Annotated in this window: 12 protein-coding genes; 9 read left to right on the top strand and 3 right to left on the bottom strand. The window is 53.5% G+C overall.

The features are described 5' to 3' along the window. Positions 1-16 precede the first annotated feature (16 nt). The 3 genes from pmrB to eptA are packed head-to-tail and all read right to left on the bottom strand — an operon-like array spanning position 17 to position 3,380. Entirely contained in the window at positions 17-1,075 is a 1,059-nt protein-coding gene (gene pmrB / locus IV493_RS06745) for a two-component system sensor histidine kinase PmrB (protein WP_013358238.1), read from the bottom strand. Further along, entirely contained in the window at positions 1,072-1,752 is a 681-nt protein-coding gene (gene pmrA, locus IV493_RS06750; RefSeq protein ID WP_147789036.1) for a two-component system response regulator PmrA, read from the bottom strand. The genes pmrB and pmrA overlap by 4 nt, the downstream gene beginning before the upstream one ends. Continuing rightward, a complete protein-coding gene (eptA, locus tag IV493_RS06755; RefSeq protein WP_195857960.1) occupies positions 1,752-3,380 on the bottom strand; it encodes a phosphoethanolamine transferase EptA in 1,629 nt (542 codons plus the stop codon). The genes pmrA and eptA overlap by 1 nt, the downstream gene beginning before the upstream one ends. Before the next feature lie 453 nt (positions 3,381-3,833). On the opposite strand from eptA, the gene otsB reads away from it, so the two are divergent. From otsB to IV493_RS06800, 9 genes are all read left to right on the top strand, one after another. Further along, positions 3,834-4,622, top strand: coding sequence for a trehalose-phosphatase (otsB, locus tag IV493_RS06760; RefSeq protein ID WP_033783347.1), 789 nt, complete (start codon positions 3,834-3,836; stop codon positions 4,620-4,622). Further along, positions 4,619-6,055, top strand: coding sequence for an alpha,alpha-trehalose-phosphate synthase (gene otsA / locus IV493_RS06765; RefSeq protein ID WP_013358235.1), 1,437 nt, complete (start codon positions 4,619-4,621; stop codon positions 6,053-6,055). The genes otsB and otsA overlap by 4 nt, the downstream gene beginning before the upstream one ends. Before the next feature lie 1,017 nt (positions 6,056-7,072). Continuing rightward, positions 7,073-7,426 carry a flagellar transcriptional regulator FlhD gene (gene flhD, locus IV493_RS06770; RefSeq protein ID WP_013358234.1) on the top strand — a complete coding sequence of 118 codons (354 nt, stop codon included), beginning with the start codon at positions 7,073-7,075 and terminating at the stop codon, positions 7,424-7,426. Next, positions 7,423-8,001 carry a flagellar transcriptional regulator FlhC gene (gene flhC, locus IV493_RS06775; RefSeq protein ID WP_013358233.1) on the top strand — a complete coding sequence of 193 codons (579 nt, stop codon included), beginning with the start codon at positions 7,423-7,425 and terminating at the stop codon, positions 7,999-8,001. The genes flhD and flhC overlap by 4 nt, the downstream gene beginning before the upstream one ends. 133 nt (positions 8,002-8,134) lie before the next feature. Beyond that, positions 8,135-9,022, top strand: coding sequence for a flagellar motor stator protein MotA (gene motA / locus IV493_RS06780; RefSeq protein WP_003849139.1), 888 nt, complete (start codon positions 8,135-8,137; stop codon positions 9,020-9,022). Then, a complete protein-coding gene (gene motB / locus IV493_RS06785) occupies positions 9,019-9,960 on the top strand; it encodes a flagellar motor protein MotB (protein ID WP_013358232.1) in 942 nt (313 codons plus the stop codon). Before motA ends, motB begins: the two co-directional genes overlap by 4 nt. A gap of 11 nt (positions 9,961-9,971) precedes the next feature. Further along, complete coding sequence (gene cheA, locus IV493_RS06790) at positions 9,972-11,954, top strand: chemotaxis protein CheA (RefSeq protein WP_187266220.1); 1,983 nt, start codon at positions 9,972-9,974, stop codon at positions 11,952-11,954. A 23-nt stretch (positions 11,955-11,977) separates the two neighbouring features. Further along, positions 11,978-12,475, top strand: a complete 498-nt coding sequence (gene cheW, locus IV493_RS06795; RefSeq protein WP_013358230.1) for a chemotaxis protein CheW — start codon at positions 11,978-11,980, stop codon at positions 12,473-12,475. A gap of 165 nt (positions 12,476-12,640) precedes the next feature. Beyond that, on the top strand, positions 12,641-14,311 hold the full coding sequence (locus tag IV493_RS06800) for a methyl-accepting chemotaxis protein (RefSeq protein ID WP_013358229.1): 1,671 nt from the start codon (positions 12,641-12,643) through the stop codon (positions 14,309-14,311). The last annotated feature ends 65 nt before the right edge of the window (positions 14,312-14,376 follow it).

Below are 14,376 nucleotides of genomic sequence, written 5' to 3' on the forward strand. Positions count from 1 at the left end.
CTGCCTGGTTTACCGCTTAAAACTTAATGACGGCCCGGCAACCGCTCCGGTCGCGACGGTTCTCTAAGAAAAACTGAAAACGGTGTAACTGGACGATGCGGCTGACAATGCTCAGCCCGAGTCCGATACCGCCATAGCGACTGTCCATCCGGATAAACGCTTTACTCAGCTCGCCACTTTTACTCTCATCAATGCCCGGTCCCTCATCTTCCACTACCATCATGGGCTGTGGCACAGACAACAGCTGCACGCTGATGGTGCTGTTATCCGGGCTATAGCGATGGGCGTTCTCAACAAGATTACGCAGCAACATCTTCAGCAGGGTCGCATCACCACGCACAAACTGCTCCTGCGGCAGATCCAGCACCAGCGTCTGCTGATGCGCCTCCAGCATAATACTCAGCTCCGCTTCCATCGGCAGGATCACATCTTCAATCAGCCCGACGTTCTGATAGGTGCCCGAAGTGAATGACTGTCCGGCGCGCGCCAGATTCAGCAGCTGTGACACGCTGTGGGTCATCTGATCCAGACGCTGCACCAGCGGCTGAACTTTGACATCGCTGTTGCGTTCGATTAACTCCAGATGCAGCCGTAATCCCGCCAGCGGTGTGCGCAACTCATGCGCCACGTCGGCGGTAAACAGCCGTTCGCGCTCCAGACTGCTGTTGAGGCGGGCGACCAGCTGATTGATCGCCTGAGTCACCGCATCGATCTCATGAACCTGACTGTGACAGGCGACGGGATCGAGATTCTCTTCGCTTCGGCTTTCGAGTTCCCGCTGCAGCTGATAGAGCGGCCGGGTGATCCATTTCACCGCCTGATAGCAAAGCAGCAGCGTCAGCGTAATCATCACCAGGCTCGGCACCGCCAGGCTGGCCACCGCTTCATGGACTTCTCGCTTCACGTGACTGTCCATGTTGCGCTTCTGCAGTTGGGCTTCCACCAGAAACTGAATCTGCTCTTTACTCTCATGCCACAGCCAGACCACGCTGATCACCTGGAAGACCAGCAGAATCAGACCAATGGTCAGGATCAGGCGAAAGCGCATACTGCGGTGATCGAAACGTTTTATCATATGGCCTCGCGAACGCCATCCTGCGTCACCAGCGCATAACCAAACCCGCGCACGGTACGAATGGCGCTTTTGCCAATTTTGTCGCGCAGATTATGGATATGCACTTCCAGCGTATTAGTAGAAGGCTCGGTCTCCCAGTTATAGATGTCCTGGTAGAGAATTTCCCGGTGAACCGGATTGCCGGCCTTCAGCATCAGTCGTGACAGAATCGCAAACTCTTTGGGTGTCAGATCCAGCAGCACATCGCTGAGGGTGATCTGACGATGGGTCATATCCAGCGCCAGCGCGCCGACTCTCACCTGGCTGTCGCCCTGATTGACGTGACGGCGGATCAGCGCACGGATCCGCGCCAGCAGCTCATCCAGCGAAAACGGTTTAATCAGATAGTCGTCAGCACCCGCGTCGAGCCCGGCAATGCGCTCGCTGATGGTGTCACGCGCGGTCAGAATCAGCACCGGCGTCATCTTCTTCTGCCGACGCAGGCGTATCAGGAAGTGCAATCCATCTTCATCCGGCAAACCCAGATCCAGCACCACCAGACTATAGAGGCCGCTGGCGAAATGCGCTTCAGCATCCCGCACCCGCGTCACGCCATCGCAGACATAGCCTTCGCCTTCCAGCGCCAGCATCAGGCCCTGCAGCAGCAGCGCATCATCTTCAACAATCAGTATCTTCATTAAGGTTGGCTCCGACACGACGTCAAAATATCATCCGCAGGCACATATTCGTGGGTCGCGGTGCCGGTTAATCCCAGCATGGTTGAAAACAGATTATCCTGTGAAAAATCGTCTGTCGCCGCCAGTTTATTCAGACAGCCGCGATTAACCGCATAACGTTTCTGATAATCATCGGACAGCCAGATCAGCATCGGCACATGTTTCTGCGTATCCGGGGCAATAGCATAGGGCAGGCCATGCAGGTAAGCGCCATTTTCACCCAGCGATTCACCGTGATCAGAAAGATAGACCAGGCTGGTGGTGAAGCGATCCTGATGCGCGCGCAGGACATTGATTGCTTTATCGACAATATGATCCACATTGACCAGCGTGTTGTCATAGGTGTTGATCAGCTGTTGTTGCGAACAGTCCTGAATCTGATTGGTATCACAGGTCGGTTCAAACTGACGGAACTGTGGCGGATACCGATGGCTGTAGGTCGGGCCATGACTGCCAATGGTATGCAGGACAATGACCCCGTTGCCTTTCAGCTGGCTGATGTAGTCGTCCAGACCGTGGAACAGCACGTCGTCATAACACTCACCATTAATACACATGCCGGGCAGGTTCAGGCTGGTCATGTCCTGATGCGGCACCCGGTCACAGGCACCTTTGCAGCCACCATCATTTTCATTCCATAACACACTGATGCCAGCGCGCTGAATAATATCCAGTAGTCCCTCCTGATGCGCAGCCAGCACATCATCATAGTGCGCGCGCGGCATGTTGGAGAACATGCAGGGCACCGAAACCGCCGTCGCCGTGCCGCACGAGGTGGTGTGCGGGAAATAGATCACATCGTCTTTCGCCAGTAAAGGATTGGTCAGACGACCGTAACCACCCAGCGAGAAGTTTTGCGCGCGCGACGTCTCTCCCAGCACCAGAATCGTCAGATTCGGCTTACCGCTGCTGCGGCTGGGCTGCAGATGGGCATCTTCACCGATGCGCACCAGCGGCACATTCTGCAGTTGCTCATGCTTATACCAGGAGAGCGTTGCCGCAATGCTGTTCGACGGGCTGAGCGCTTTAACCAGCTCGCGGTTGTTGCGGAACAGCGAAGCGTAATCTTTATAGAAGAGCAGGGCGACTAGCACGATCAGCGCGGCGGAAAGCAGCACGCTAAGCAGTCGCGCCAGTATGCCACGCCACTGCTGCCGTTTTATGCGCGGCCAGAACACCAGCAACGCCATCATCACGCCCGAGGTGAGCAGGGTGAAGAGCAGCTGCGGCGTAATCAGCGCAAAGGATTCAGAAGCGGTGGTATCCATCATGTTGGTGATCATCGAACGATCGACCACGATGTTATAAGTCTGAATAAAAAACTGTGCCGACGCAGAGAGTAGAATAAACAGGGCGGCCAGCAGCCGATCCAGCCAGACAAACGAGGCCAGCGTAATCACGATGTTAATCACGCTAAAGGCGACTACAGGCATCGATAAAAATACCAGCGTGGTATGCAGATTGTTCAGCGGCATGACCGCCAGCACCTGACGGTAGTAGGCAATATTAAGGAAAATCGCGATATAAACCGCAGCCAGGATCAGCAAGCTAAGGCGGCTAATCAGCGGCCTCTTCAGGGTAAACGCCATATGAGCAGGAACCAGAGTAATAAAAGTGTCACGAGATTGCGCTTTCTATATTAGGAATACCTTAAGAAACTTAAGCTTTGAAGAATGTCATTCGTATGGAATACGTAACGGGTATCACTCCAGCGTGATGCGGACCGATACCGCTACGATTATTAAAAAAGGAACAGGTGTAAATGGCGCTTTTCTGCTGACTTAACCGCAGCGGCTGGCATGAAAAGTGCATATTTCTGGCATAACCCCTGTTAATGACTACACTTAATGTGAAGATGTTCTCAGTTAGCCAGTATTGTCAGCAATGCGCTTGCAAGTTTGAGGAGAGTGACCTATCCAATCACCGCGTTTTACCCCTCAATCACCGCTTTATCAGAATTTCCCGCTTGCTGACCTGACTGCGTCAGGACATTCTTGTTTTAACTCAATGTTTTATTAAATTTGATTTTCAGGAGAAGTAACGTGACCCAAGCGGCAGACACCCATGCCAGGTACCCGACATTAAGCAGCGGGCAGTACGCCTTCTTTTTTGATGTCGACGGTACGCTGGCAGCGATACAGTCCCGTCCCGAAGCGGTATTTATTCCTGAGCAGGTCATCGCACAACTTCAACAGCTCTCTGCGCTTTCTCAGGGCGCACTGGCGCTGGTCTCCGGCAGACCCATCGAACAACTGGATGCGCTGGCTGCGCCGTGGTACGGCCCGGCAGCGGGCGTGCATGGCGCTGAGCGTCGTGATGCAGAGGGGCATGTGCAGCGCATCAGCCTGCCTGTTGAGGTCGAAAAAAATCTCAGGAAGGAATTGCAGGATGCGATGGCATGCTGGCCTGGCACTCAGCTTGAGGTGAAAGGCATGGCCTTTGCACTTCACTACCGTCAGGCGATGCAGCATGAGCAGGATGTGTTGCGACTGGCTGAACAGTCAGTGAAGCGTTTCCCGGGACTGGCGCTTCAGCCAGGGAAATGCGTGGTTGAGATTAAACCGGCAGGCATCGATAAAGGTGCCGCAATCAGCGACTTTATGCAGCAGCCCCCTTTTGCCGGACGCACGCCAGTCTTTATTGGCGACGATTTGACGGATGAGAAGGGCTTCCTGGCCGTTAACGAACGGCAGGGCGTCTCAGTTAAAGTCGGCGAAGGGTCAAGCCAGGCCGGTTATCGGCTAAATGATGTCGATGCCGTTTATGGCTGGCTGGAAAGAACATTATTACTATTAGAGCAAGACAACGTCGGTAAGGAGTTTAGGTTATGAGTCGTTTAGTGGTTGTATCTAACCGTGTCGCCATGCCAGATGGGTCTAAAACCAGCGCAGGCGGCCTGGCCGTCGGCATTCTCGATGCACTGAAAAGCACCGGTGGATTATGGTTTGGCTGGAACGGTGAAATCAGCGAGTTCACCGGCGAAGAAGTAGAAGACGTCAGTGTGCAGGAACATGAAGGTATCGAGTATGCTTCCTTCCCGCTGAGCCAGAACGATTACGATCTCTATTATTGCCAGTTCTCAAACACGGTGATCTGGCCCGCCTTCCATTATCGCCTCGATCTGGTGCAGTTCCAGCGTGAAGCGTGGGAAGGGTATTGCGAGGTTAATGACGCGGTGGCGCAGCGCTTAAAACCGCTGATCAAACCGGATGATATTGTCTGGATCCACGATTATCATTTCTTACCCTTTGCTGCCGCGCTACGTCGGGCCGGTATTAATAACCGTATCGGCTTCTTCCTGCATATTCCGTTCCCGACGCCAGAAATATTCAATGCACTGCCTCCGCACAAAGAGCTGCTGGAAATGCTGTGTGAATATGACCTGCTTGGCTTCCAGACTGAATCGGATCGGGTGGCGTTCCTGGACAGCGTCAGTCAGCTTACGCAACTGCAGAATAAAGGCGACAAAAAGCATCGCGCCTTTGGCAACACCTTTATGACTGAGGTCTATCCAATCGGGATTGAGCCAGACAGTATTAAAGAGATGGCCGAAGGGCCACTGCCGCCGAAAATGGCTGCCATGAAGAAAGAGCTGGGCGATGCACGCAACATTATTGCCTGCGAACGTCTCGACTATTCCAAAGGACTGCCGGAGCGCTTTCTTGCCTATGAAGCGCTGCTGGAAAACTTCCCGCAGCATCGCGGCAAAATCCGTTACTCGCAGATTGCACCGACCTCACGTGGTGATGTGCAGGCCTATCAGGATATCCGGCATCAGCTGGAGACCGAAGCAGGACGGATTAACGGTAAGTACGGTACGCTGGGCTGGACCCCGCTTTACTACCTTAACCAGCATTTCGACCGTCGCCTGCTGATGAAAATCTTCCGCCTGACCGATGTGGGTCTGGTGACGCCGCTGCGTGATGGCATGAACCTGGTCGCGAAAGAGTATGTGGCTGCGCAGGACCCGGACGATCCGGGTGTACTGGTGCTGTCGCGCTTTGCCGGTGCCGCCAACGAACTGACTTCAGCGCTGATAGTGAATCCGTATGACCGCGATGAAGTTGCTGCTGCGCTGGACAAGGCGATTACTATGCCGCGCACCGAAAGGATTTCACGCTACAATGACATGATGGCGGTATTGCGCAAAAACGACATTACCGCCTGGCGTGAGAGCTTCCTGAAGGACCTGGAGCGTATTGACCCACGCAGTGTTGACCACAGCACCGTGAATAAGGTAGCGACCTTCCCGAAACTCGCCTGACCTGAGCCTTTATCGCAATAATGGAAGCAGTGATACCCCCCTGGTATCACTGCTTTTTTTTCGGCCCAGCTCACAGAAAACTCGCCTGCTATCTGTTAATGACGCTGTGCGGTGATTTTGTGCCGATGTCCTCAGTGGCAGCTCAGAGTGGCCCGATATATGCAGGGAATACCGAAAACCCAGTCATACCGCTGCCCGCCGCTTTCTTTAACTACTTTGCTAAAGTTTTTTTTCAGACTGCCGATAGTGATAGAGCCAACGTATAACCTGCCGTTAATTCATTCGTCTTTCTTATGTAACCCCTTGTTACATCGGGTGTCGGAGCCTGAACATTCTGCTGTCACTGTTAACGCCAGGTTGCCAGAAGCCCCTCTTACTGCCGTAGAAATCTTAACGATTTCATTACTCACACCCTGCGATACTCCCCTTAAGTAACTAATTTAACAGCAAATAAGGCCCCGCCTTGCCAGCATAATATGCTGACAACCCTCTTTTAGATGGTTCTAAATAGGGTGTTAAAACGATTAACACCCGATAATCATTCCGGACTGCTTAAAGCGTCGAATAGCGATGCTTTTACCCCCTATTAAACCTTTCTCAGGACGAATTGGACTTAAAAACACACTTTTTTGTTCAAAAAGTGACCGGTCGGTAAGTAATCGTAAAGGGTTGCTGAAGAAATTTGCGTTAAAAGTGTGATCTGCGTCACACTTTATCTAAAATTTCATCTGACTGTCGTTGTATGTCGAAATCAGACGATATAGATTTGCGTTGTTTTCGGAATAGTCCTAAAAAATGTAAGAAGACGTCACGGAAGATGTCCGGAACTCGAAAATAGAATGGCATGGATTTTCGACCTTCAGTGGGTCTGAAACCCACGAAAATAGAAGGCGAAAAACAGTGACATTGAAATTATGTGAAGTTTTTTTGCCATCTTTTGATTTAACAAACAGCAGCTCGAACCGCAGGTTTTAATCTGCGATACAGTTACGTCGCATCTCTCAGGATGGAAAAATAATGGGCACATCTGAAGTACTGAAACATATTTATGACCTCAATTTGTCTTATTTACTGCTCGCGCAGCGTTTAATTAACCAGGATAAAGCTTCTGCAATGTTTCGCCTCGGCATTGACGAGAAAATGGCGAACGCATTATCTGAATTAACATTGCCTGAGATGGTAAAAATGGCGGAAACCAATCAACTGGTTTGCCAGTTCCGTTTTACCGATAGCAGCACCATTAATCGCCTGACGCAGGAATCACGCGTGGATGATTTACAACAAATCCACACCGGCATTTTATTATCGAGCCGTTTATTGCGTAATGCGTCTAAAGATGTAGCGCCTGCTAAAAAGAGAGCAATGTCATGAGTGAGAAAAGTATTGTTCAGGAAGCACGTGATATTCAGCTCGCGATGGAGCTGATCACTTTAGGTGCGCGCTTACAGATGTTAGAGAGTGAAACTCAACTGAGCCGTGGTCGTCTGATCAAGCTCTATAAAGAATTACGTGGCAGTCCGCCGCCAAAAGGCATGCTGCCGTTCTCCACGGACTGGTTTATGACGTGGGAGCAGAACATCCATGCTTCTATGTTTTGCAACGCCTGGAAATTTTTACTGAAAACCGGTTTGTGCAGCGGTGTCGATGCCGTAATTAAAGCCTACCGTTTATATCTCGAACAGTGTCCGCAATCGGACGAGGGCCCGCTGTTGGCGCTGACCCGCGCCTGGACCCTGGTCCGATTCGTTGAAAGTGGCATGCTGGAACTGGCGGATTGCAAATGCTGCAACGGCAGCTTTATTAATCATGCGCATCAGCCAGTTGGCAGCTTTACCTGCAGCCTGTGCCAGCCGCCATCACGTGCCGTAAAAAGACGTAAACTTTCTGCAGAACCTGCCGATATGTTTCCACAACTGCTGGATGAACAGGTTAAACACGCCGTTTAAGTTTGTTCGCACTGTGGAAGCCATCCAGCAGCGGTTAATACCGCTGCTTTTTTTTTGCTTGCGGTTCAGGAATAACCTCTGCGGCTCTCTGGCTTAACTTCCACCAACACGTTACGGACGTAAGGATTTTTTTGTGCTGATAATTATAGGTTACCTGATTGTTTTAGGCTCCGTGTTGGGCGGATATGCGCTGGTAGGTGGCCATCTGGGCGCACTTTATCAGCCAGCCGAATTATTAATGATCGGCGGTGCCGGTGCCGGTGCTTTTTTAGTCGGTAACAATGGCAAGTCGATTAAAAAAACGCTGAAAGCGCTGCCTAAGTTATTTCGGGGCTCCAAATACAACAAAGCGGTTTACATGGATTTGATGGCGCTGCTTTATCGCCTGATGGCGAAGTCGCGTCAGCAGGGGATGTTATCGCTGGAACGCGATATTGAAGATCCCAGCCAGAGTGAAATTTTTGCTAATTATCCCCGCATCCTTGCCGATAAACAGTTAGTAGATTTTATTACTGACTATTTGCGTCTGATGGTCAGCGGCAACATGAACGCCTTTGAAATCGAAGCGTTGATGGATGAAGAGATTGAGACCTACGAACACGAGTGTGACGTACCAGCGCAAAGTATTGCTGCGGTGGGTGATGGTCTTCCGGCATTTGGTATCGTGGCCGCGGTAATGGGCGTCGTCCATGCGCTGGCTTCGGCCGATCGTCCGGCCGCTGAACTGGGTGCGCTGGTCGCGCATGCGATGGTGGGAACTTTCCTGGGCATTCTGCTGGCGTACGGGTTTGTCTCTCCGCTGTCGTCAGTACTGCGTCAGAAATGTGCGGAAACCACCAAGATGATGCAGTGCATTAAAGTGACATTGCTCTCGAGCCTCAATGGTTACGCGCCGCAGATTGCGGTGGAGTTTGGTCGTAAGACGCTCTATTCCGCCGAGCGTCCGTCGTTCAGCGAACTGGAAGAGCATGTGCGTAACGCCAAGAACCCGGCTAAACAGACTTCTGACGAGGCTTCATGAAACACGGCAATCGCCCCATTGTGCTGATCAAAAAGCGCAAACATAAAGGCCATGAAGGCAGCCACGGATCGTGGAAGATTGCCTACGCCGACTTTATGACGGCGATGATGGCCTTTTTTATGGTGATGTGGCTGCTGTCGATCGCCAACCCGCAGGAGCTGGTGCAGATTGCAGACTACTTCAAAACGCCGCTGAAGGTTGCGATTACCGGCGGCGCACGCAGCAGTGACAGTGACAGCCCGATCCCAGGTGGCGGCGACGATCCGACCAAAAAGATTGGCGAAGTGAACAAAGTCGTCGATATGGACGCCCAGAAACGCAAGCTGGATGAGATTCGCCTTAACCGGCTGCGTGAAAAGCTCGACCAGATGATTGAAGCGGATCCGCGTCTGAAAGCGCTGCGGCCGCATCTGATCATCAACATGGTGGAAGAGGGGCTGCGTATTCAGATCATCGACAGCCAGAATCGCCCGATGTTTAAGACCGGTCGGGCCGAGGTGGAGCCGTATATGCGCGATATTCTGCGTGCCATTGCGCCGATCCTTAACGACATTCCGAACCGCATCAGCCTGGCCGGACATACCGATGATTTTCAGTATGCCGGCGGTGACAAGGGCTATAGCAACTGGGAACTCTCTACCGACCGCGCTAACGCTTCACGCCGGGAACTGGTGATGGGCGGCCTGGATAGCGGCAAAGTTTTACGGGTGTTAGGTATGGCCGACACTATGCGCCTGAAAAATCGTGGCGGTAACGACGCAGTTAACCGCCGCATCAGCCTGCTGGTGTTGAACCATGACACCGAAGCAGCAATAGAAAAAGAGAACGCAGAAAGTGATGCCGTCCAGATCAGCGATCCGGCGGCCATTGAACAGATTACCGCACCTGCAACACCAGGCAGCGCGGTGAATACAGCAGCCCCCTCACAGCCGAGGTGATTCCCGTGAGTATGGACATCAGCGATTTTTACCAGACGTTTTTTGATGAAGCCGATGAGCTGTTAGCGGATATGGAACAACACCTGTTGGGCCTTGACCCGCAGGAGCCAGATTCGGAACAGCTTAACGCCATCTTCCGTGCCGCTCACTCCATTAAGGGTGGGGCCGGAACCTTTGGTTTTACGGTATTACAGGAAACGACTCATATCCTGGAAAACATTCTGGATGGTGCTCGTCGCGGCGAGATGCAGCTCAGCACCGACATCATCAACCTGTTTTTGGAAACTAAAGATATTATGCAGGAACAGCTCGATGCTTATAAAACCGCGCAGGAGCCTAACGCGGAGAGCTTCAAATATATCTGTGAAGCGCTGCGCCAGCTGGCGCTCGAGGCCAAAGGTTTGCCGGTTGATGTTCCGGCTACGGTAACCACTGCCAGCGCGGAACCGGCCAGCACCAGCGGTCTGCGTGTACAGCTGATCGACCTCAAAGAGAAAGAAGTCGACCTGATGCTGGAAGAGATGAGCAATCTCGGCACCCTGACTAATGTGCAGAAGGGCAGCACCACGCTGGACGTCTGCATTGATGGCGTCGGTAAAGATGACATCGTGGCGGTGCTCTGCTTCGTGATCGACGAAGCGCAGATCCGCTTCCCGGCCGCTGACGAAGCCGTTGCCGCGCCGGTCGCTGCTGCTGTTGCAGCCGCACCAGTGGCGGAAGAGGTTCACACCGCCAGCGTAACCGAACTGCCCGTGGCAGCGGTGAAACGTGAAAGTAAGCGCGTCGCGGCACCGGCTAAGTCGAGCGAATCGACCAGCATCCGTGTTGCGGTCGAGAAGGTCGATCAGCTGATCAACCTGGTCGGTGAACTGGTGATTACCCAGTCGATGCTCGCCCAGCGTTCCGGTGAACTCGACCCGGTGGCGCACGGCGACCTGCTGAACAGCATGGGTCAGCTGGAGCGTAACGCCCGCGACCTGCAGGAATCGGTGATGTCGATTCGTATGATGCCAATGGAATATGTCTTCAGCCGCTTCCCGCGTCTGGTGCGTGACCTGGCAAGCAAACTCGGCAAAGAGGTCGAACTGACCCTGCTGGGCAGCTCAACCGAACTCGATAAGAGCCTGATCGAACGCATTATCGACCCGTTAACGCACCTGGTGCGTAACAGTCTTGACCACGGTATCGAAACGCCAGAGAAACGTCTGGTGGCCGGTAAAGTGGCAACCGGTAACCTGACGCTTTCTGCGGAACACCAGGGCGGCAACATCTGTATCGAAGTGTCAGATGATGGTGCTGGTCTGAACCGTGAACGTATTCTGGCTAAAGCCCTGTCATCGGGTCTGCCGGTTCACGAGAACATGAGCGATGAAGAGGTCGGCATGCTGATCTTCGCACCGGGCTTCTCTACCGCGGAGCAGGTGACGGATGTTTCAGGACGCGGCGTCGGAATGGACGTGGTGAAACGAAATATTCAGGAGATGGGCGGTCACGTTGAAATCGCCTCGAAGCAGGGCAAAGGCACCACCATCCGTATCCTGCTGCCGCTGACGCTGGCCATTCTTGATGGCATGTCCGTTCGCGTGGCTGATGAAGTCTTTATTCTGCCGCTGAATGCGGTAATGGAATCACTGCAACCGCGTGCCGAAGAGCTGAAACCGCTGGCGGGTGGCGAGTGCGTGCTGGAAGTGCGTGGTGAATATCTGCCACTGGTCGAGTTGTGGAACGTCTTTGATGTGCAGGGTGCCAAAACCGAGGCCACGCAGGGCATCGTAGTGATCCTGCAGAGCGCGGGCAAACGTTACGCGCTGCTGGTTGATCAGCTGATTGGTCAGCATCAGGTGGTGGTGAAGAACCTGGAAAGTAACTATCGCAAAGTGCCGGGCATCTCTGCCGCGACCATTCTTGGCGATGGTAGCGTAGCGCTGATTGTTGATGTATCAGCACTGCAGTCACTTAACCGTGAAAAACGTGTGGCCGGCGCTGCCGCCTGACAGATAACGAAAGGGTAAATAACATGAATGGAATGGCAACCGTGACAAAAATCGCTGGCGAAACTGTGGGTCAGGAGTTTCTGGTCTTCACGCTGGGCGACGAAGAGTACGGCATCGATATCCTCAAAGTTCAGGAAATTCGCGGTTACGATCAGGTAACGCGTATTGCGAATACCCCTGAATTCATCCGCGGCGTCACGAACCTGCGCGGCGTAATCGTGCCGATTATCGATCTGCGCGTTAAGTTTGCGCAGCCTGACGTTGAGTATAATGACAACACCGTGGTCATCGTACTGAATCTGGAAAATCGCGTGGTCGGTATCGTGGTCGATGGCGTTTCTGACGTGCTGTCACTGACCCAGGATCAGATCCGCCCTTCACCGGAGTTCGCGGTAACCATGTCTACCGAGTACCTGACCGGTCTGGGTGCGCTGGGCGATCGCATGCTGATTCTGGTCGACATTGAGAAGCTGCTGAGCAGCGACGAGATGGCGCTGGTGGATAACCTGCGTACCGCGTAATAGCCTCTTCACGGGCTGGCTCTGGCTGGCCCGTGATTGTTACATCATGTAATAATTTCCTTCTGATTCATATATTTAAAATCGCTGCTTCCCCTAATTTCCCGCTGTCACCTGCCGATAATCTCACTGTCACTTTTAAATCACCTACATTGTTCAGGGTTACTCATGTTAACGAAAATCCGTGTGGTCACCAGCCTGTTACTGGTGTTGCTGGTGTTCGGGCTGTTACAGGCCTTCTCCGGTTCAGTTTTTTACTCCGCATTAAGCCACGACAAGCAGAGCTTCGCCGTGTCGCAGCTGGCGATGCAAAACACACAGGCGCTTAATGACGCCTATATGAGTCTCAACCAGAGCCGTGTGCTGCTGACCCGCATTCAGCTACGTATCGCCACCAGTAAACTGGAGGGTAAAACGGCCGATATCGCCGGTCTGTTCGGAGAGAGCAAAGGATTTCAGCAGGCAGCAGATGGTTATTATAAAGAATTCAAGGCGATCCCTGACACACCGGGTCAGGACGCGACGCTGAACGATCAGCTTGATCAGCGCTTCAGCGCCTATGACGGGGCCCTTAATCAGTTGCAGACCGCCCTGGAAGCTAATGATCCGATTGCCGCCGCCAAAGCTCCCGTTGCACCGAGCCAGAGTGCGTTTCTGACGCTTTACCGCGAATGGCGCGCCGATCAGAGTCGCCTGACCACACTGGGCGTGGCTGAGAACAGTAGTGCCTATACCCGAATGATGTGGATCCTTTCTGCCATCATGGCTGCCGTGGTCGCGGTGATTGTGCTTTGCTGGTTTGGCCTGCGCAAAATCGTGATAACGCCGCTGAATGGTAGCATTAATCACATTCAGCATATCGCCCAGGGTGATTTAACCCAGCCGATCGCGGTGGAAGGGCGTAACGAGATGACGCAGCTCGCCGCCAGCCTGCACGAAATGCAGCAGTCGCTGGTCCGCACCGTGACCAATGTCCGTGAAGGATCGGATGCGATCTTCACCGGTGCCAGTGAAATCTCTGCGGGAAACAATGACCTGTCCGCCCGTACAGAGCAGCAGGCGGCGTCACTGGAGCAGACGGCGGCCAGTATGGAGCAGCTCACCGCCACCGTGAAACAGAACGCCGAGAACGCCCGCCAGGCGTCACAGCTGGCACTCAGCGCGTCTGAAACCGCAGAAAAAGGCGGCAGCGTCGTAGCTGGCGTGGTGAAAACCATGAGCGAAATCGCCGGCAGTTCGAAGAAGATTGCCGATATCACCAGCGTGATTGATGGCATCGCGTTCCAGACCAATATTCTGGCGCTTAACGCCGCCGTTGAAGCGGCGCGTGCCGGTGAACAGGGTCGCGGTTTTGCAGTGGTCGCGGGCGAAGTACGTAGTCTGGCGCAGCGCAGCGCCCAGGCCGCCAAAGAGATCAAAGGGCTGATTGATGATTCAGTCAACCGCGTCAGCGTGGGTTCGCAGCTGGTCGGCACCGCCGGGGAAACCATGAGCGATATCGTCAGTGCGGTCACGCGCGTCACCGACATCATGGGCGAAATCGCCTCCGCATCGGACGAGCAGAGTCGCGGTATCGACCAGGTCGGGCAGGCCGTCACCGAGATGGATCGCGTCACCCAGCAGAACGCCTCGCTGGTGGAAGAGTCCGCGGCAGCAGCCGCCTCGCTGGAAGATCAGGCCAGCCGGTTAAGCCAGTCAGTCTCAGTCTTTAAAATCAAACGTGAAGCCAGGCCGACGCTGACAAAGCATCTGCCGATTGCTTCTACCGTAACAAAGGCGCTGGCACCGCGCAAAGCCCTGACTGCCCCTGTGAATGATACAAACTGGGAAACCTTCTGATCTGACGCTGCGCATCCTGCGGGATGCGCAGCCCCTTCCACTATCCCGCCTCCTGGCGTCAGACC

Origin of the sequence: Pantoea sp. SM3640 (assembly GCF_015654165.1) — a bacterium.
GTDB classification, from domain to species: Bacteria; Pseudomonadota; Gammaproteobacteria; order Enterobacterales; family Enterobacteriaceae; genus Pantoea; species Pantoea vagans.

Coding starts and splice junctions, on each gene's coding strand:
- motB (WP_013358232.1), top strand. CDS start 9,019: ATGAAACACGGCAATCGCCCCATTGTGCTGATCAAAAAGCGCAAACAT.
- cheW (WP_013358230.1), top strand. CDS start 11,978: ATGAATGGAATGGCAACCGTGACAAAAATCGCTGGCGAAACTGTGGGT.
- otsA (WP_013358235.1), top strand. CDS start 4,619: ATGAGTCGTTTAGTGGTTGTATCTAACCGTGTCGCCATGCCAGATGGG.
- pmrA (WP_147789036.1), bottom strand. CDS start 1,752: ATGAAGATACTGATTGTTGAAGATGATGCGCTGCTGCTGCAGGGCCTG.
- eptA (WP_195857960.1), bottom strand. CDS start 3,380: ATGGCGTTTACCCTGAAGAGGCCGCTGATTAGCCGCCTTAGCTTGCTG.
- cheA (WP_187266220.1), top strand. CDS start 9,972: ATGGACATCAGCGATTTTTACCAGACGTTTTTTGATGAAGCCGATGAG.
- pmrB (WP_013358238.1), bottom strand. CDS start 1,075: ATGATAAAACGTTTCGATCACCGCAGTATGCGCTTTCGCCTGATCCTG.
- flhC (WP_013358233.1), top strand. CDS start 7,423: ATGAGTGAGAAAAGTATTGTTCAGGAAGCACGTGATATTCAGCTCGCG.
- flhD (WP_013358234.1), top strand. CDS start 7,073: ATGGGCACATCTGAAGTACTGAAACATATTTATGACCTCAATTTGTCT.
- IV493_RS06800 (WP_013358229.1), top strand. CDS start 12,641: ATGTTAACGAAAATCCGTGTGGTCACCAGCCTGTTACTGGTGTTGCTG.